13 protein-coding genes, 1 tRNA gene and 1 pseudogene are annotated in these 17430 nt (G+C 63.9%); 7 read left to right on the top strand and 8 right to left on the bottom strand.

The window, feature by feature from the left end:
• Positions 1–30: 30 nt before the first annotated feature.
• Positions 31–846 carry an ABC transporter ATP-binding protein gene (locus LB535_RS05215; RefSeq protein WP_140845568.1) on the bottom strand — a complete coding sequence of 272 codons (816 nt, stop codon included), beginning with the start codon at positions 844–846 and terminating at the stop codon, positions 31–33.
• Positions 847–1057: 211 nt separating this feature from the next.
• Here LB535_RS05215 and LB535_RS05210 point away from each other — a divergent pair, with 211 nt between their 5' ends.
• From LB535_RS05210 to LB535_RS05195, 4 genes are all read left to right on the top strand, one after another.
• Complete coding sequence (locus LB535_RS05210) at positions 1058–1930, top strand: dimethylarginine dimethylaminohydrolase family protein (RefSeq protein WP_224631419.1); 873 nt, start codon at positions 1058–1060, stop codon at positions 1928–1930.
• Positions 1900–2568, top strand: a complete 669-nt coding sequence (locus LB535_RS05205) for a TetR family transcriptional regulator C-terminal domain-containing protein (protein WP_095769362.1) — start codon at positions 1900–1902, stop codon at positions 2566–2568. Before LB535_RS05210 ends, LB535_RS05205 begins: the two co-directional genes overlap by 31 nt.
• Positions 2565–4145, top strand: a complete 1581-nt coding sequence (locus tag LB535_RS05200) for a 5-guanidino-2-oxopentanoate decarboxylase (RefSeq protein ID WP_224631418.1) — start codon at positions 2565–2567, stop codon at positions 4143–4145. The genes LB535_RS05205 and LB535_RS05200 overlap by 4 nt, the downstream gene beginning before the upstream one ends.
• A 194-nt stretch (positions 4146–4339) precedes the next feature.
• Positions 4340–5047, top strand: a complete 708-nt coding sequence (locus LB535_RS05195) for an SDR family NAD(P)-dependent oxidoreductase (protein ID WP_224531510.1) — start codon at positions 4340–4342, stop codon at positions 5045–5047.
• Between the two features lie 119 nt (positions 5048–5166).
• Here the strand turns inward: LB535_RS05195 and rpsA are convergent, their stop codons facing one another.
• The 4 genes and pseudogenes from rpsA to aroA form a co-directional block, all read right to left on the bottom strand.
• Entirely contained in the window at positions 5167–6864 is a 1698-nt protein-coding gene (gene rpsA, locus LB535_RS05190; RefSeq protein ID WP_224631417.1) for a 30S ribosomal protein S1, read from the bottom strand.
• Positions 6865–7058: 194 nt separating this feature from the next.
• Complete coding sequence (cmk, locus tag LB535_RS05185) at positions 7059–7709, bottom strand: (d)CMP kinase (RefSeq protein ID WP_224631416.1); 651 nt, start codon at positions 7707–7709, stop codon at positions 7059–7061.
• A 30-nt stretch (positions 7710–7739) separates the two neighbouring features.
• Positions 7740–8018 (bottom strand): annotated as a pseudogene (locus tag LB535_RS29035) (DUF6881 domain-containing protein); the annotation flags it as partial.
• A complete protein-coding gene (gene aroA, locus LB535_RS05180; RefSeq protein ID WP_224631415.1) occupies positions 8015–9373 on the bottom strand; it encodes a 3-phosphoshikimate 1-carboxyvinyltransferase in 1359 nt (452 codons plus the stop codon). The gene aroA and the pseudogene LB535_RS29035, both read right to left, overlap by 4 nt.
• Before the next feature lie 196 nt (positions 9374–9569).
• On the opposite strand from aroA, the gene LB535_RS05175 reads away from it, so the two are divergent.
• The 3 genes from LB535_RS05175 to LB535_RS05165 all read left to right on the top strand — a co-directional run bounded on the left by LB535_RS05175 (position 9570) and on the right by LB535_RS05165 (position 11182).
• Positions 9570–9965 carry a TIGR02300 family protein gene (locus tag LB535_RS05175; protein ID WP_224631414.1) on the top strand — a complete coding sequence of 132 codons (396 nt, stop codon included), beginning with the start codon at positions 9570–9572 and terminating at the stop codon, positions 9963–9965.
• A 160-nt stretch (positions 9966–10125) separates the two neighbouring features.
• Positions 10126–10201: transfer RNA gene (locus LB535_RS05170), tRNA-Ala, on the top strand.
• A 276-nt stretch (positions 10202–10477) separates the two neighbouring features.
• Positions 10478–11182, top strand: a complete 705-nt coding sequence (locus tag LB535_RS05165; protein ID WP_224631413.1) for a hypothetical protein — start codon at positions 10478–10480, stop codon at positions 11180–11182.
• Positions 11183–11226: 44 nt separating this feature from the next.
• On the opposite strand, the gene LB535_RS05160 is transcribed toward LB535_RS05165, so the two are convergent.
• The 3 genes from LB535_RS05160 to LB535_RS05150 form a co-directional block, all read right to left on the bottom strand.
• Positions 11227–15006 (bottom strand): hypothetical protein, encoded by a 3780-nt coding sequence (locus LB535_RS05160; protein WP_224631412.1) that lies wholly within the window; start codon positions 15004–15006, stop codon positions 11227–11229.
• A 413-nt stretch (positions 15007–15419) separates the two neighbouring features.
• Complete coding sequence (locus tag LB535_RS05155; protein ID WP_224631411.1) at positions 15420–15596, bottom strand: hypothetical protein; 177 nt, start codon at positions 15594–15596, stop codon at positions 15420–15422.
• A gap of 226 nt (positions 15597–15822) precedes the next feature.
• Positions 15823–16737, bottom strand: coding sequence for a hypothetical protein (locus LB535_RS05150; RefSeq protein WP_224631410.1), 915 nt, complete (start codon positions 16735–16737; stop codon positions 15823–15825).
• Between the last annotated feature and the right edge of the window lie 693 nt (positions 16738–17430).

Genomic DNA, 17430 nt, shown 5'->3' with positions numbered 1-17430 from the left:
CCGGTTTTTCGCTCCGCTTGATGCCGGCACCTAGCCGACATTGCGGAGGAATTGCTTGAGCCTTTCGGATTTGGGCGCGCCGAACAGCTGTTCCGGCGGACCTTCCTCCTCGACCAGCCCGTTGTAGAGATAGACGACATGCGTCGCGACCTCGCGGGCGAACTTCATTTCATGCGTCACCAGCACCATGGTGCGCCCCTCGCGCGCCAGGTCGCCGATGACTTTCAGCACTTCGCCGACCAGCTCGGGATCGAGCGCGGAAGTCGGTTCGTCGAAAAGCATGACGCGCGGATTGATCGCCAGCGCGCGGGCGATCGCGGCCCGCTGCTGCTGGCCGCCGGACAGGAAAGCCGGATAGACGTCGCGCTTCTCCGCCAGCCCGACGCGGGCGAGCAGTTTCTCGGCCTGGGCGATCGCTTCGCTGCGCTTGACGCCAAGCACATGCACCGGAACCTCGATGACATTCTCGATCAGCGTCATGTGGCTCCACAGGTTGAAATTCTGGAAAACCATGCCGAGCCTCGAGCGAATGCGCTCGATCTGCCTGCGGTCGGCCGGAACGGTGTGTCCGTGGCTGTCGGCCTTGAGCTTGATCTCCTCACCATTGACCCGGATGATGCCGCTTGTGGGGTTCTCCAGGCAGTTGATGCAGCGTAAGAGCGTCGACTTGCCGGAACCGGAGCCGCCGATGATGGCGACCACCTCGCCGTCGCGCGCCGACAGCGAAACTCCCTTCAGCACGTGCAACTGGCCGAACTTCTTGTGCAGGTTTTCGACATGGATGGCTTCAGCGGCGCCGTTCTGCGCCTCGCCGGATTGGACTGCGGCAGCTGCTGCAGCGCTCACCGGGTGACCTCTATCTGGCCGACTGCAGGTCGTCGAACGTCTATCCGGCTAATCAACATACGCTGCACTGACCCGCTCCAGGCTTCAGCATGGACCCGACAGCGCGAGCCCGTCAATCCCGCTCATTACGGCACTTGCGGCCTTGTTGCGCAAGTGTATAAATAGCCTTTCATGAAATTTTCACGATTTTTTTCATCTTAAAAGGGCATCGATGAGCGCTTTCGGGTCACAGTCCATGGCGGCGCCGCTGCGGCGCGTGCTGATGCGGTCGGCGGCCAACGCCATGCGCGACGCCGACAGGGCGGTCTGGCACTATGGCCCGGGATTCAACCCGGCGAAAGCAGCCGTGCAACATGCGGCCCTTGCCGACATGGTGGCGGCTTCCGGCGCCGAGATCGAATGGATCGAGGACACGACCGACGGCCTTTCGGATTCGGTGTTCACGCATGACCCGTCGCTGATGACCGACCGCGGCGCGCTGATCCTGTCCATGGGCAAGCCACTGCGCGCCCGGGAGCCCTCGCTGCATGAGGAAACCTATAAGAAACTGGGCATTCCGGTCCTCGGTCGTGTCGAGGCGCCTGGTCAGGTCGAAGGCGGCGACTGCGTATGGGTGGATGCCCGCACGCTGGCGATCGGGCGCGGTGTGCGCTCCAACCAGGAAGGCATCCAGCAGGTTTCCAACCTGCTGACGCCGCTGGGCATTTCCGTGTACGGCTTCGATCTGCCGCTGTGGCAGGGCGAAGAGGCGTGCCTGCATCTGATGTCGGTGATCAGCCCGCTGGCCGACGACCTGGCCCTGGTCCATTCGCCGCTTCTGCCGGCGGCGTTCTATCAGATGCTGAAGGCGCGCGGCATCCGGCTGGTCGAAGGCGACGCCGAAGAGTTCGCCGCTTCCAACGGCCTCAGCCTGAACGTGCTGCCGACCAGCCCACACAAGGTCATCGCCGTTGCGGGTTTTCCCAAGACCAAGGCCGCGATGGAAGCCGCCGGCTGCACGGTCGAGACATTCGAGGCGGATGCGCTCTGCATCGCCTGCGAAGGCGGGCCGACATGCCTGACGCGGCCGATCCTGCGCCAATGAATGCGCGCCGCAAGTTCCGCCGCGAGGGCGAGGAGCGGCGGCGGCAGGATCTGATCGATGCGACGCTGGACAGCGTGGCGGAATATGGACTTCAGGGCGCCACCTTGCGCACCATCGCCTTGCGCGCCGGCGTCACCGCCGGGCTGATCCGGCACTATTTCCCCGGCAAGGAAGAATTGCTGCAGGAAGCCTATACGGCGCTGGTCGGCCGCATGACCGAGCAGGCGAAGGCGGCATTGGTCATGGAAGACGCCTCGCCTCGCCAACGCCTCGCGGCTTTCGTCACCGCCAACCTCAACGCGCCGATCGTCGACCGGCGGGTGTTTTCGCTCTGGGCAACCTTCCTTGGCCGCGCCAATGCGGATCCGGCGCTCGCCCGTGCCCATCGCGAAGGCTATCTCGGCTTTCGCGACGAGGTGGAAGCAGTCGTTGCCGAGGTGCTCGCCGCCGAGCGGCGCAAGCCGGACGCAGGCGAGCTGCGTCGCCATGCCATCGCGATCAACGCGATCATCGACGGGCTCTGGATCGAAGGCTGCCTGGCAGCAGAGATGTTCTCGCCTGGCGAATTGGCGGCGATTGGCGTCAAAGCCATAGAGGCCGAGCTCGGCTTGGCGCCGGAAAAGGGAGGAAACCAATGACCACCATCGGCGAAGCGCTGATCAAATTGCTCGAGGCGCATGGCGTCGACACCGTCTTCGGCATTCCGGGCGTGCATACGGTTGAACTCTATCGCGGCCTGGCGGGCTCGAAGATCCGCCATGTCACGCCGCGCCACGAGCAGGGCGCCGGCTTCATGGCCGACGGTTATGCGCGCGCCGGCGACCGGCCCGGCGTCGCCTTCGTCATCACCGGGCCGGGCCTCACCAACACCATCACCGCCATGGGACAGGCGCGCGCCGATTCGGTGCCGATGCTGGTCATTTCCGGCGTTAACGCCACCGACACGCTGGGAAAAGGGCTGGGCTTCCTGCATGAGCTGCCCGACCAGCGCGGCATGATGGAGAAGGTGGCGCTGTTTTCCGAGCGCATCACCGAGGCCGGGCAGTTGCCTGGCGCGCTCGCCCGCGCCTTCGCCGTTTTCTCCTCCTCACGCCCGGGGCCGGTCCATATCGAGATCCCCACCGACGTCATGGTCAAGCCCGCCGATGGTGTTGCGGCCGTCCTTAGCAATGCCGCGCCGCCCGCTCCGGAGTTGGCGGCGATCGCCGAGGCGGCACGGCTTTGCAGGGCCGCACGCCGTCCGCTGATCCTTTCAGGCGGCGGCGCCAAGAAGGCCGATGCGGCGCTGCGGCGTCTGGCCGAGACGCTCGGCGCCCCCGTGGTCGAGACCGCCAATGCGCGTGGCCTGCTGCATGGCCATCCGCTGTGCGTGCCGGCGAGCCCCAGCCTCAAGGCCGTGCGTGCGTTGATGGCGGACGCCGATCTGGTGATTGCCGCCGGCACCGAATTCGGCCCGACCGATTATGACGGCTATAGCGACGGCGGCTTCGTGCTGCCGCCGAGCCTGATCCGCATCGATATCGGCGCCGACCAGATTGCGCGCCGGCCGGTGACGGTTGGCATCCACGCGGATTGCGCGGAAGCGATCGAGGCGCTGCTTGCAGCGATCGGATCTGGCCATGCCGCGGCAAGCGATGGCGAGGCTCGTGCGGCCGCCGCGCGCGAGGCTGCTCGGGCCGAGCTGAAGCCCGAATATCTGGCGCAGGTGCGCGCCGTGGAGGCAATCCGCGACGCGCTGCCGGGCGCCATCATCGTCGGCGATTCGACCCAGCCGATTTATGCCGCCAACCTCTATTACGACCACGACCGTCCCGGCGGCTGGTTCAACGCCGCGACCGGCTTCGGCGCGTTGGGCTACGGTCCGCCGGCGGCGATCGGCGCAGCACTTGCGGTGCCCGAGGCGCCGGTGGTGTGCCTCACCGGCGATGGCGGCTTCCAGTTCACCTTGCCGGAGATCGGCGCCGCGCTCGACGCCGAAGCGCCGGTAATCTTCGTCGTCTGGAACAATCGCGGCTATCGCGAGATCGAAACCTCGATGCTCGATGTCGGCGTCGAGCCGGTCGGCGTGTCGCCGGCACCGCCCGATTTCTGCAAGCTCGCCGAGGCCTATGGCATCGAGGCCGAGCGGCTGGCCGGGGCTGGCGGCCTCGCCGCGGCGCTGAAGCGCGCGCGGGCGGCCGGCAAGCCGCGCGTCATCGAAATCACCGTCGACTGAAAGATCGGTGCATCTGCCGGTTGACCCTTTAGGCGCCGGCAATCCATGCCGCCGCCAAGGTCCGACGCATGCAAAGACGCTGCGCCAGCCATGTCGATATTTCAATTGAGTGACAGCGCGAAAGGCGCGACGTTCGAGCGTGGGGCGGCATAACCCAAGATATAATCATAAAAAATGACAGGAGCGGTCTAGGTATGACGGAAACGCTGAATGGCAGGCATGTCGTGGTGACGGGCGGCACTGGGGCGCTCGGCGGCGCGGTTGTCGGCAGATTGCTGGAGCAGGGCGCGATCTGCCACGTGCCAAATGCCCACGCGGCGGCCCCGCCGCATTTTCCTTACGCAGCCCATGCCAGCGTGCATTTGGCGCATAATGTCGACCTGTCGGATTCGGCCAAGGTCGAGGCCTTCTACCATCAGGTTCCCGAGCTCTGGGCCTCGATCCACCTTGCCGGCGGCTTCACTATGGCGCCGGTCGAAAAGATCGAGTCGGCCTCCTTCGCCGAGATGATGGACACCAACGCCCGCACGGCTTTCCTGTGCAGCCGCGCCGCGGTGCGCTCGATGCTGGAGTCCAACACGGCCGGCCGCATCGTCAACGTCACCGCGCGCGCCGGACTCGATCCGAGGCGCGGCTCCGGCATGGTTGCCTATGCCGCAAGCAAGGCGGCGGTCGCTGCGATGACGGTGGCCATGGCCGAGGAGTTGAAGGGCAAGGGCATCCTCGTCAACGCCGTGGCGCCCTCGACGCTCGACACGCCCGCGAACCGCGCCGACATGCCCGATGCCGATTTCGCCAAATGGGTCAGCCTGGAGGCCGCGGCGGAAGCGATCGCCTACCTCGCCTCGCCCGCCAACCTGGCGATGAGCGGTACGCTGGTGCCGCTCTACGGCCGCGCCTGACCGCACAGAAATCCCGACAATAGAAAAACCCCGCCGGATCGCTCCGGCGGGGTTTTTGTTGTCGCCAAAGGGCTTACGCAATTCCGACGGAAAGCCGCAAACGGCTCTCCCGGAAGGCTTTAGTTGCCCTGCTTCTTCAGCGCGGCGCCCAGAATGTCGCCCAGCGAAGCGCCGGAGTCGGTCGAGCCGTACTGAGCGACCGCTTCCTTCTCCTCGGCGATTTCCAGCGCCTTGATCGAGACCTGCAGCTTGCGGGTCTTCTTGTCGAAGGCGATGACGCGGGCATCGACCTTCTGGCCGACGGTGAAGCGCTCGGGGCGCTGCTCGTCGCGGTCGCGCGAAAGGTCCGAACGCTTGATGAAGGTCTCGATGCCGCTGTCGACCAGCCGCACGTCAAGGCCGCCATCCTTCACGCCGATGACCTCGCAGGTGACGACGGCGCTCTTGCGCAGCTCGCCGCTGCTGGCCGCCTCGCCGACAGTGTCGCGGGCCAGCTGCTTGATGCCGAGCGAGATGCGCTCCTTCTCGATGTCGACGTCGAGCACCTGCGCCTTGACCATGTCGCCGCGATTGTACTCTTCGATGACCTGCTCGCCCGGACGGGTCCAGTCGAGGTCGGAGAGATGCACCATGCCGTCCACGTCGCCTTCCAGGCCGATGAACAGGCCGAACTCGGTCTTGTTCTTGACCTCGCCCTCGACCTGGCTGCCGACCGGATGGCTCGAGGCGAAAGCCTGCCACGGGTTTTCCAGCGTCTGCTTGAGGCCGAGCGAGATGCGGCGCTTGGCCGGATCGACCTCGAGCACCACCACGTCGACTTCCTGCGTCGTCGACAGGATCTTGCCGGGATGCACGTTCTTCTTCGTCCACGACATTTCCGAAACGTGGATGAGGCCCTCGATGCCCGGCTCCAGCTCGACGAACGCGCCGTAGTCGGTGATGTTGGTGACGGTGCCCTTGATCTTCTTGCCGATCGGGAACTTGGTGCCGATATCCGACCACGGATCCGACTCGAGCTGCTTCATGCCGAGCGAGATGCGGTGGGTTTCCTGGTTGATGCGGATGATCTGCACCTTGACCGTCTGGCCGATGTTGAGGATCTCGGTCGGATGGTTGACGCGGCGCCATGCCATGTCGGTGACATGCAGCAGGCCGTCGATGCCGCCGAGGTCGACGAACGCACCGTAGTCGGTGATGTTCTTGACCACGCCTTCGACCACCTGGCCTTCCTCGAGGTTCTGCACGATTTCCGAGCGCTGTTCGGCGCGGCTCTCTTCGAGCACGGTGCGGCGCGACACCACGATGTTGCCGCGGCGGCGATCCATCTTGAGGATCTCGAAGGGCTGCGGGTTGTGCATCAGCGGGGTGACATCGCGGATCGGGCGGATATCGACCTGGCTGCGCGGCAGGAACGCCACGGCGCCGTCGAGGTCGACGGTGAAGCCGCCCTTGACCTGGTTGAAGATGACGCCTTCGACGCGCTCACCCTTGGTGAATTTCTCTTCGAGACGCACCCAGCTCTCCTCGCGGCGAGCCTTCTCGCGCGACAGCATGGCTTCGCCAAGCGCGTTTTCGATGCGCTCGACATAGACCTCGACGGTGTCGCCGACCTTGAGGGAGGATTCCTTGCCCTTGGCGCCGAATTCCTTCAGCGGCACGCGGCCTTCGACCTTGAGGCCGACATCGATGATGGCCATGTCCTTTTCGATCGCGGTGATCGTGCCCCGGACAACCTGGCCCTCGCCGGAATGGCCGGCGGTGAATGATTCTTCGAGCATGCTCGCGAAATCGTCGCGAGACGGATTAGCTACTGACATTGTTTCTCCTGGAATACCCCGGTCTTCAAGCGGGGCGGGCGCCGTGGGTTAGCGTTGCGTGAGCCTGCCGGCGTTCCGGGCTGAAAGCCCTTGGCCGCTGTTCAGGCGGCAAGTCCGGCGCATGAAGAATGCTGGCAGGCTGGTTCGTGCCCGATATGGGTATTTTCGCCGCCAACGGCAATCGAAAAACCTGATCAGGCCTTGTTTCTCTTGGCAAGGACGTTGTCAACGATCGCCATCGCCGCCAGAAACGCGGCTTCTATAGCCATTTCGCTGGTATCAAGCAAGTGCGCGTCTGCCGCCGGCTTCAGCGGCGAGTCGGCGCGGCCCATGTCGCGCTCGTCGCGGCGCTCGATATCGGCAAGGATGGTGGCGAAATCGGCGCTGCCGCCCATGCTCTCGATCTCGGCCAGCCGACGCCTTGCGCGCACTTCGGCGCTTGCCGTGACATAGAGCTTGATGTCGGCATCGGGGCACACCACCGTGCCGATGTCGCGGCCGTCGAGCACGGCGCCCGGCGGCGCCTTGGCGAAGGCCCGCTGCTTCTCCACCAGGATGCGCCGTACGGTCGGAATGACCGCGACCTTGGAGGCCGCCTCGCCCACCGCATGCGCGGCGAGCACGGTGCGGTCGAGGTTCGACAGGTCGACCTGCCGCGCCGCGGTTTCTGCAGCCGAGACATTGTCGAGCGGCAGACCGAGCTCGAGCAGCTTGAGGGCCACCGCGCGATAGGTGAGGCCGGTATCGAGCAGGTTCAGGCGGTAGTGGTCGGAAAGCCGGCGGGCGAGCGTGCCTTTGCCCGCGCCTGCGGGGCCGTCGATGGCGATGGTGAAGGGAGTGGTCATTCGACGCCTTGACGCAAGCGCCTTGCGCCACTGGCGATCGAACTCGACCGCTGTGACCGGCAAAGCCTCGAAATCAGGATCCGAGTTGATCTCTTCGATATCTGGAAAGCCTTCGGTGGAATTTCGTGTCCCTCCGATTTCAAGGTCGTCTGACCCGTCCGGGGCATCACCGCGAATGGCGAAGCCAACCGACCCATCAGCATAGAACTCTATTGTCCGGTTTTGGAAATTGTCGTCTGCGACTTCATACCAGAGGTGAGACGGCTCTTCCGCGATCTCATGCTTCCAGTGAACGTAGACGTATTTCATACAATCTCCGCGCCCAATCCCTTCATCAATCCCATGAACTCCGGAAAGCTCGTCGCGATCATGTTGGCGTCGTCGATCGTCACCGGCTTTTCAGTTGCCAGCCCCATCACCAGAAAACTCATGGCGATGCGGTGGTCGAGATGCGTCTTCACGGCGGTATCGGGGCCGTTCGGATGAGCGCCGAGTCCCTTGCCGCCCGGTCTGCCGCGCACGGCGAGCGAGGCTTCGCCCTCTGTGCAGTCGACACCGTTGAGCTCCAGGCCTCTAGCCACCGCCGCCAGACGGTCGGATTCCTTGACCCGAAGTTCCTCCAGCCCCTGCATCAGCGTCTCGCCCTCGGCGAAGCTCGCGGCGACGGCCAGCACCGGATACTCGTCGATCATCGAGGGCGCGCGCTCGGGCGGCACCACCACGCCTTTCAGCTCCGAGGAGCGCACGCGCAGGTCCGCCACGTCCTCGCCGCCGGCATTGCGCGGATTGAGGATGTCGATCTTGCCGCCCATTTCCTGCAAGGTCAGCAGCAGCCCGGTGCGGGTCGGGTTCATCAGCACGTTCTCGATGACGATGTCCGAGCCCGGCACGATCAGCGCCGCGACAAGCGGGAAGCCGGCGGAGGAGGGGTCGCCTGGCACGGCGATCGTCTGTCCGGTGAGCTTGCCCTGGCCTTCGATGAAGATGTGGCGCACGCCGCGCTCATCCGTCTCGACGCTCAGGTTGGCGCCGAACCCCTTCAGCATCTTTTCGGTATGGTCGCGCGTCATCACGGGTTCGATCACCGTGGTGATGCCGGGAGTGTTCAAGCCGGCAAGCAGCACCGCCGACTTCACCTGGGCGGATGCCATCGGTACGCGATAGGTGATGGGTGCTGCATGCTTCGGGCCGCGCAGCGTGATCGGCATGCGGTCGCCGGGCGCGGCCTTCAGCACCTGCACGCCCATCTGGCGCAGCGGGTCGAGCACGCGGCCCATCGGCCGGCCCGAAAGCGAGGCGTCGCCGATGAAGGCCGTCTCCATGTCATAGGTGCCGACGAGCCCCATGGTGAGGCGCGAGCCGGTGCCGGCATTGCCGAAGTCGAGCGGGCCTTCAGGCTGCAGCAACGCGCCGTTGCCGGTGCCGCGGATCACCCATTCGCCGCTGTTCTTTTCGATATGCGCGCCCATCGCCTTCATGGCGGCGCCCGTGCGCATCACGTCCTCGCCTTCGAGCAGGCCGGTGATGCGGGTTTCGCCGGAGGCAAGGCCGCCGAACATGAACGAGCGGTGTGAGATCGATTTGTCGCCCGGCACGCGCGCGGTGCCGGCAAGGGCAGGGGATTTGCGGGCCGTGGCCGGCTTAGCGGCGGCGGAGTGAGACATCCTTGTCTTCCAAATGAAATGCCGGCTGGCCGGCTCGGTTCGTCATGCTGCGGCGGTCTCGTATCACGGTGCGTTGCAATGGTCATCCCCTTGTGCGAGGCCTTCGAATACGAGCATTTTACAATGCCGGCTTTTGGCTTTGACAGCGCTCAAAACTGCGGTTATGGGGACCACTCTTTTATTGACGAGGCCTGCTGTGGCAAAAGCTGAACTTGGCACCAAGCGTGTCGACCCCGAAACGGGTCGGAAATTCTACGATCTCAACAAAGACCCGATCGTCTCGCCCTATACCGGCAAGAGCTATCCACGCTCCTATTTCGAGGAAGGCAAGATTTCCGCCCTCGAGGAAGATGAGGAAGTCGCCGAGAAGGAAGTGGACGCCGACGAAGAGGAAGGCGCCGAAGTCGTCTCGCTCGAGGAGGCCGATGACGAGGTGAAGGGCGGCGGCGACGAGCTTCCAGATCTTGGCGACGATGAAGAGGATGTCGATCTCGGCGACGATGAGGACGACACCTTCCTTGCCGACGAAGAGGAAGAGGACGATGACGTCGCCGATATGATCGGCGTCGGCGACGACGATGACGAAGTCTAAGTTCGTTTGCCGGCCATTTTGGCCTGTGACGAAAAAGCGGCTTTTCAAGGCTTGATCTTGACCGAAGGCGGCGCTAGAAGCCGCCAGCACTAAACGACGGCGCGGTTCCCATCGCGCCGGATCTCTTCGCCGGAAACGGCGCCGGCCGACTGCCGGGAGTGGGGCCATAGCTCAGTTGGGAGAGCGCTTGAATGGCATTCAAGAGGTCGTCGGTTCGATTCCGATTGGCTCCACCAAGTCACTGTACATGAGCAAAATCAAGTACTTAGAAGGGTCAGAAATGACCCCCTGATCCCGTTTTCTGACCCCTTTTACGCCGAGGGCGGACGTGCGGGCGGTGCTGGGTCCCGCTGGATTGCGCCCACCGGCTCTGTTCTATGTCCGGTCGGCCTTTGGGCGGCTCCAATATAGGGCGGCCGGCAGAAAGACCTGTCGAACAACAATCGCCCTCTATTGCCCGCACCGGACATAAACAGTTAGTGGGGATAGCTGCTGCGGCAGCGGAGGGCGGCGTGGCAAAGCGTAACACCCCGGCAGTGACAAGGCGTAAGGTTGCGGAGACCGCGCCGATCACTTGGGCAACTAGGCGGACCGCGTTGATCGCGGCGTCCGGTTGGTTGGTTGCGGTGTTCTTGGGCCTCCTGGAACTTCCCGCCAAGGTGAACTCGTTCTTCAACGAGGCTCCGGCCGCATACAAGAACGTCACCGATTTTGTCCTCCTGGATCAGCAGTACTCCGGCGTGTGGACGAGCGACTTGGAGGGGGTGATAGACGCGACAGATGAGGAGCGCACCGCCTCGACAGTGGAGGGCTCGCCGGTCGTGTTGCGACTTCGGGTCTACCACGGGGAGGTAGAGGGAGAGCTGTACTCCGGGGGGCTGGAGAAGCATTACGTCCACACCCGCCTCACGGTCGAGGGGCGCAAGAGGTGGAGCGGTACGATTGACGCAATCATCTACGACTACATGGACGGGAAGAAAACCGCGCTGGCACAGTTTGAGCTTGCGTTGGATGAGAAGGCGTGGCCGCCTCTACGGTTGAAGGTAGTCCACCAACCAATGCACTTTTTACCGGAGACGATCAGCCTTTACCGCAAGGATGATGCATTCCCGGACGACCTCGGGGGCATCAACGTCGAGTTCTACAAGAAGGTGCTAAAGCGGTTCAATCCAGACCCCGACTTGCCGGTCGACAGAGCTGACCAAAAGCAAAGCTAGAAGAGGGAGACCCCGATCAACTGACCGGGGCTCCTTGAGGCGTCTTACCGCCCCGACCGCTCCGGCAACCCTTCAATCATGTGACTGAAGAGTGCCGAGAACGGCAGGAAGTTGCCAAGCGGCATGAAGGCGCTCCAGCCGGCCCGCGCCTGTGCCTGGGTCATGTCCTCACCCTTCAGGGCCGCATTGGCCGCCCCTCTCACGAACGTCTGCGCCTTGCTCACTTGGTCGAGGACCGGCGCACCAAAGAGAGCGTCCTGTGGCGCACCGCTGGCCCGTGCGGAGCCGAACTGGGGGCCAATCGGGGTCATGAGCAAGGCACTGTCCATCAGCATCGGGAGCACCGAAGCCGTGGCCGAACGAGCGAACCCGTTCTTGGCGAGGTTCACCGGGTCAAGGGTCTCCTCGAAGTACCTGTCATAGCCCTCGTCCGTCGCAAGCTGCGGAGCCTGCCGCACCGCGAACGTGGCAGCGCCGAAGGCCAGCTCCCCAACCAAGAGGACCGCCATTCGCGGGTCCATGTGGTTGATGCTGTAGAGCGTGGACTTCGCCCAAGCCCCGAGCACGAAGCTGCGGAACTGCGCAAAGAGCTGTGCGACTGGATGGCTCATCCACCGGGCCAATCCGCCCACGTCGTTCGCCTGGACGAGACGGTCGGTGTAGCGGTTGATGAGGTAGGAGAACTCCGTCACGGCCTTCGGGTCCCACTTGTTCGCCCCGAGCGACACGAGCTTGCCTCCGTCCCGCTCGGCGTGGGCCAAGAGGTTGCCGAAGATCAACTCGGCTTGCTTGTCGCCGATGCCAGCGGTTGCGAGCCGCTCACGACCCTTGCCGGCCAGCCGGGAGAGGTCGAACCCACCGCCTTCAACAGCGGTCTCACGGGCCATGTCAAAGAGGTGTTGGGCCACGGCCTTGGCCGCCCACTTCTGCTGATAGTCGTGGATGCCCCGCATAAGGGACACTTCTGCGGTCACCCGCTGGCCCCAGTCGAGCGCCACGTCTAAGCCGTTAGCCAGCCGTGAGGAAGCACCCGCGCCAATCCGGTCGTCAGCTAGGCGGAAGTCAAACTTGCCGACCAAGCCGTCCAGACCGATGCCCGTCATATGCTCCAGTTCGGCGAGGAGAGCATCCCGCTTGGGGACCGAACGTCCTGTTTCGTCCACCATACGGCGGATTGCGGGGAGCTGTTGCATTGACGCGCGGAAGCCGGTCATGGCCGCCACCTTCCAACTCTCCTGAACCTGATTAAGGCCCATGTTGGACATGAGGCGGATGAACTGGAGGGCCTTCATTCGGCGGACCCACTGGGCGTAGTTCTTCTCTTGCCCATAGACCGGGATGCCGTTGATACGCTTCCATCCGAAGTCGAGGTTCTCAATGGAGCTGTCCATGGCGGCTTGCACCTTGGCAAGGGGCTTGTCCATTTGGTGGAAACCTTCCCGTACCCAGTTCTTGACCTTCTCCAGATCGGCCTCGGAGCGGATGCCGTCGAAGATGAGCTGGTCTGTCTTGGGGTCACGTATCTTCGTGTCCGCGAAGGCCACCCGACCCGACATTGTGCGGGCGTATCGGTGGTCGAGGAACTCGGCGTCCTGGATGAACACGTCGTCCATCTTCAGCGGGATCGAGCCGCCGTCGCGGGTGCGGACGTTGGCCGAGTAGGCGTAATCCATCACAGTCCGACGCTTCAGGTAGCCGACACCCTTGGAACCGTCGCCGGTCTTTTTTGTCTCGTCCACGACACCGGAGAAAAGGTCGTACACCTTGTCGAGGTCCGCGTCCGACAACCCCTCGGCCTCGTTCAGGGACCGCTTGAAGGCGTCCTTGAAGCCTTGCTTGTCGCCAAGGCCGAGAGCCCCGGCGATGCTGTCCTCAATGCCATAGCCGGCCTTGCGGATATTGGCCCAATAGCCCTTCGCCATCTTCTTCAGAAGGCTCTCCTCAATCTCCCCATGCGCTCGGCGGATGCTCTCGCCGATGAATTTGTGCATGGTCTCCTCGTCCACGGTGCGGTCGAGTTCCGAGATCCGATTGTGGTCTGCGACCTTCGGCGAGTAGTAGCCCTTTTGCTTCACCTGAAGACCGGGGAAGGCTCGCTCCAACTCGTCGGCCCAACCGTCATAGAATGCCTTGCGGGCTCCGGCCGCCTTGACGATGGCTGGGCTCACGTCGGGTGACGGGTGCGGGTCGGCCATGTAGGCGTTGACGAGGCGGTTGAACTCGTCGGCGCGACGGGCGCGGGCAATCGGATTGAGGAGCGAGGCCCCTTCCGTCACATACTCACGCATGGCGACCTGATAAACGGAGTTGCGGTTGCCCATAAGCTTCCGCTCCAGAGCTACGGCGCGGACCGAGGCAGGGGCGTCGAGAACAGCGTGGCCTTTGGTGCCGGCGCTCTCCTCGAAAAAGGCGAAGCCGGCGAGACGGGCGCGAGGGTTGGCGCTTGTGGTGAGCTGTCCCGCCACGTCGAAGCGAGACTTGCCGCCGAACCCACGGTCAACCGCCGCGTCATCTATGCCCCAGTCGTTCGGGTCGAAGGGGACGATGCGGTCGGTGTTGCGGGCTGCGCCTGCCGAGCCCGTATGGTCCACGATCATCTGCGCATCGTGGGACGGCATCTGTGAGAGCTTCCGCTGCTTGGCCTCCTCAATGGTGTCGAGGCCAATCTTGGTCATCATGTCCCGTTCGACCGTCGTGGCGGCATTGCGAGCCAGCGGCCCTGCGAGGCCACCAAGCAGCGCCCCTACGCCAAATGCAGTCACGGCGTCCGCTCGTGGGTCGTCCAGACCGTACTTTGCCCCAAGCTCCAGCGCGGCGTTAGTCGTGCCGCCTATAGCAGCACCGGCCAGCACCTTCCCGGCGAAGCCCAGCGTCGTGCGGCCCAACGAGACAGCCGGCCCGCCGATCAGCGTAGGGAGCAACACCGGGTCCAGAGCGCCAGCGATCAGGCCGGATGTAAGGGAGCTTGCGGTGCCTGCGGTGGACTTGCGGGCGTCAATCTCGGCCATTTCCGTGGCGTACTTCAGCCGGAGGTCCCGGTTGTACTTCGAGGAGCCGGTTAGCACGTAATCGTGATACCGCTCCGGGAGGGTCTCCGTGATGTGCTTCCACTCGTCCTCTGACCAGCCCTTGTCGTTCGGGTCATAGGAGCCTTGGGTGGCCCAACGGATGATGCGGGACGTGTAATTGTCCGTTGCCATGTCGTCGGCCACCTGTTCGACAAAGCCGCCCCAGCCGGTGTAGGGCTGCGGGCCATTGGCGGCCTCGTCCGCCTTCTGCTGTGTGACTTCGACCAGCGTAGGAGCCGGCGGGGTGCGGCTGTTGTCGTAAATGCCGGTGTTGTTCTGCGGGGCGACGTTCTCGGCGTAGGGGTTTGAGACCTCCGGCGCATACTCGCCACCTAGCAGGGCCAGGGCCTTCGCCTTATGGCTTCCCATCTGCTGCTCCACCTTGTCCCGTACGGTGCCGGGAGCGCCGCCATTGGCCTCATCGGAGCGATCGTACAAGCCCGGTCCGCCGGCATTGATGACGGAGTACATGTCGAGCAGGCCCATGCCTGGTTTGAAGCCGTTGTCCACGAGGTAGTTTGCGGAGGCCCGGACGGCATCCTCGACAGACATGCCCTTGTAGTAGCCGTACTTTTGGCGCTGCGGCTCGCCCATCTGAATGAGGCCGATATGCTGACCCCACTTGGTCACCGGGCCTTTCTTCCAAAGGTCGAAGGTGCCGCCCGTCTCGTAGGACATGACTGTTGCAAGGTCTTGCGGGTCAGCGCCGATCCGCTGACTTTCGTTTTTGATGGCCTCGGCGAGGCTGGAACTCATGGTGTCTCCGTTTGGTGGTGTTGATGACGAAAAGAGGCCCCGGTGCATCGCTGCGCCGGAGCCCTTGTCGGTTGTGGTGGTCGCCTTGTTAGGCGCTTAGGTCGGGATAACTGCCCCGGACTTCAGCAGCGTGTTTCTCTGCCGGGGTCATCGGAGCCGCCGTTGACGCCTGTGCATCCTTTAGGGGTGCAGGCTGCATACCCCCGGCATCATTTCCGCCGATGTCAGAACCGGAGGTAACGTGGTCGTCGGCGGGGAAGTTGATGGGCTTGTCCTTGTAGGCGCCTGGGCATGTCACGGTCCAGTTGCCGCGCCCGTCATGAGACGCGCGGTAGAGGTGAGCCGCCCGCGCCGCTACGACCCGCGCCTGCCAGTTCAGGAAAGCGCGGGGGTAGTGGATGGCAGAGGGCATGTCAGCTTGTGGCGTCTACCGGGACCGGCGTCGTCTTGGACTTCCGGCGCTTGGCCTTCGCCTGCAACTCGGCCTCCGCAGCCGCAGCCGCTTCGACCTCTGCCGGACAATGGATTGACGCAATCATTGAGGTGTACGCGGCGGCCTCTTTGGCCTGCTTGTCGTGCTTGTTTTCCAACGTGGTTTTCCTTGGTGTTGTGGGCTTGGGTAATGGGTCTATGTCTGGAGAGAGCCGAGCGCCCTACGCCTCGCTCTGTAGGCCGCCGAATGTCGCCTATTGGCCTCTCGACAAGCTTCCCTGTCGGCATCTCTGCGGGCCTGCTGTCCCGCCAACAGTCGATCACGGTTGGCAACGTAGTGGCGGCGACGGGCGGCCTTGCGGGCTAGAGGGTCGCGGTACGGCACTAGCCTACGCGAACGATGCCGGCGCGGACTGCGGAGCCGAAGGACATGGCCTGTCGGCCCGGAACCTTCACCATCCACTCCCTACGCTCCTCATTGAAGGACAGAGCCTTCCGCTCGGCTGCGGGCATGTCGGCGATGAGAGCCTCAAACGCTGCGGCGTTCTGATAGGGCATCGTTTCCATCCGGCCGAGAGCCGTCTTGCCGAGGTGGGCAAGCTTCTCACGGTCATTGTGGATGGTCGCCATGCGGGCCTCGCGAAGCTCCGCCTCATTCATGGTCTCCTCCAGCATGGCTACTGAAGCTACCCCTGCGGGGAGGCTGCGCAGCACGGCGTTTGCTTGGGCAGTGAAGCCCTCGACAATCGCAGACACGGCGTCGTCAGTTACACCCTGCGGGGTGCTCCCCTCAATGTCGCCGGTCTCGGCGGCCTGCCAAATACCAGTCTCTACAGCGTCGGCTCCCAAGGTCCCCGCAAGCGTGTCCATCACCATTGCGGCAAGGTCCGTTGCGGCGTCACCTTCAGCGGCACCCTCGGCGGCCTTCTGGTCACCTTCAGAGCCCTTTGCGTCGTCTGCGGCGGCGGAGGTGGCCTGTGCGGTGCCTGCCGGGGTGGCCTTGTTCCCGACAGGCCCATCAAAACCCGGCGGGAGCAGTCCTGCGGCACGGGCGGCTTCGATAGAGGTTTCAACGCCACCGATCAGGACGTTGCCGGGGCGGACTTGCCGCTGGGTCTCTACGCTGCGGGAGCCGAGGTCCTTGGTGACGACCCGGCCATCGCCGTGGGTGTCCACCTGGACCTTGCGATTGGTCTGGACCGTGGGAGCGGCGGTGGGGGTGTTGCGGGACTGTGCGGCGGCGGCTTGTGCCTCAAGGGCGGTGTCTGCGGTGATTTGGAAGTCGGCATAGTTTGCCATGGTGGTGTGTCTCACTTTTCTGCTGATTTGTGCGCCGCTTTAGGCGCGGCTGAGGTGGTAGGAAAAACGTGTCGTGGAGAGGCGTTCAGGCGAGGACGGTGCTTTCCTCGTCCTGGTCGGTCGAAGCCTCTGAAAGGGCCTCACCAGACACAAACGGGACATAACCCCTGCGCCTAGCGACGGTGGTCTGCGTGTCGGCCCAGTCTTCTCCGGCCCATGCGGATAGCTTGCGGTCTCGCTTGAAGACCGGAACGCCATCGCGGACGACATGCATTCGGGAGGACGGGCTGAACCCCTGGCGGACGAGAAGGCGGGCTAGTGGGCCTAGCGGGTCCTTGGGGGACTTCCATGTGCTGAAGTCTTGGATGTAGTCGTGGTGTCGTGCGCCGTATGAACCGAACAGTTCAACGGTCAGGGTCGCGGCGTTTCCGCCGTGAGTAGGCGTGGAGATACCTTTGCTCCTTTTGAGTGTGTGAGTGGTGAGGGGTCACGACCTCGGGAAGATGTCGTGGGCCGTCTTGTAGGACGTGGGCTCTACCCTAATGGGTCGCCTTTCGTGGACCGTACGGTGCTCGAAGGTGGGCTCGGGAGAGAACCGCTCGGGCAGCATGGCAAAGGCAGCGTCCACAATCTCCTGCGTGATCCCTTGGTCTTTGATGTAGCCTGAGTGCATGTTCGGGATGGTTAGTTCGG

Source organism: Mesorhizobium sp. CA10, assembly GCF_020165285.1.
Lineage (GTDB): Bacteria > Pseudomonadota > Alphaproteobacteria > Rhizobiales > Rhizobiaceae > Mesorhizobium.
This window is presented reverse-complemented; position numbering and strand designations above follow the sequence as displayed.

Bases quoted from the DNA above. Each gene is read 5' to 3' on its own strand.
- LB535_RS05150 (WP_224631410.1), bottom strand. From the start codon at position 16,737: ATGGCAAACTATGCCGACTTCCAAATCACCGCAGACACCGCCCTTGAG.
- cmk (WP_224631416.1), bottom strand. From the start codon at position 7,709: ATGACCACTCCCTTCACCATCGCCATCGACGGCCCCGCAGGCGCGGGC.
- LB535_RS05200 (WP_224631418.1), top strand. From the start codon at position 2,565: ATGACCACCATCGGCGAAGCGCTGATCAAATTGCTCGAGGCGCATGGC.
- rpsA (WP_224631417.1), bottom strand. From the start codon at position 6,864: ATGTCAGTAGCTAATCCGTCTCGCGACGATTTCGCGAGCATGCTCGAA.
- LB535_RS05205 (WP_095769362.1), top strand. From the start codon at position 1,900: ATGCCTGACGCGGCCGATCCTGCGCCAATGAATGCGCGCCGCAAGTTC.
- LB535_RS05160 (WP_224631412.1), bottom strand. From the start codon at position 15,006: ATGAGTTCCAGCCTCGCCGAGGCCATCAAAAACGAAAGTCAGCGGATC.
- LB535_RS05195 (WP_224531510.1), top strand. From the start codon at position 4,340: ATGACGGAAACGCTGAATGGCAGGCATGTCGTGGTGACGGGCGGCACT.
- LB535_RS05210 (WP_224631419.1), top strand. From the start codon at position 1,058: ATGAGCGCTTTCGGGTCACAGTCCATGGCGGCGCCGCTGCGGCGCGTG.
- aroA (WP_224631415.1), bottom strand. From the start codon at position 9,373: ATGTCTCACTCCGCCGCCGCTAAGCCGGCCACGGCCCGCAAATCCCCT.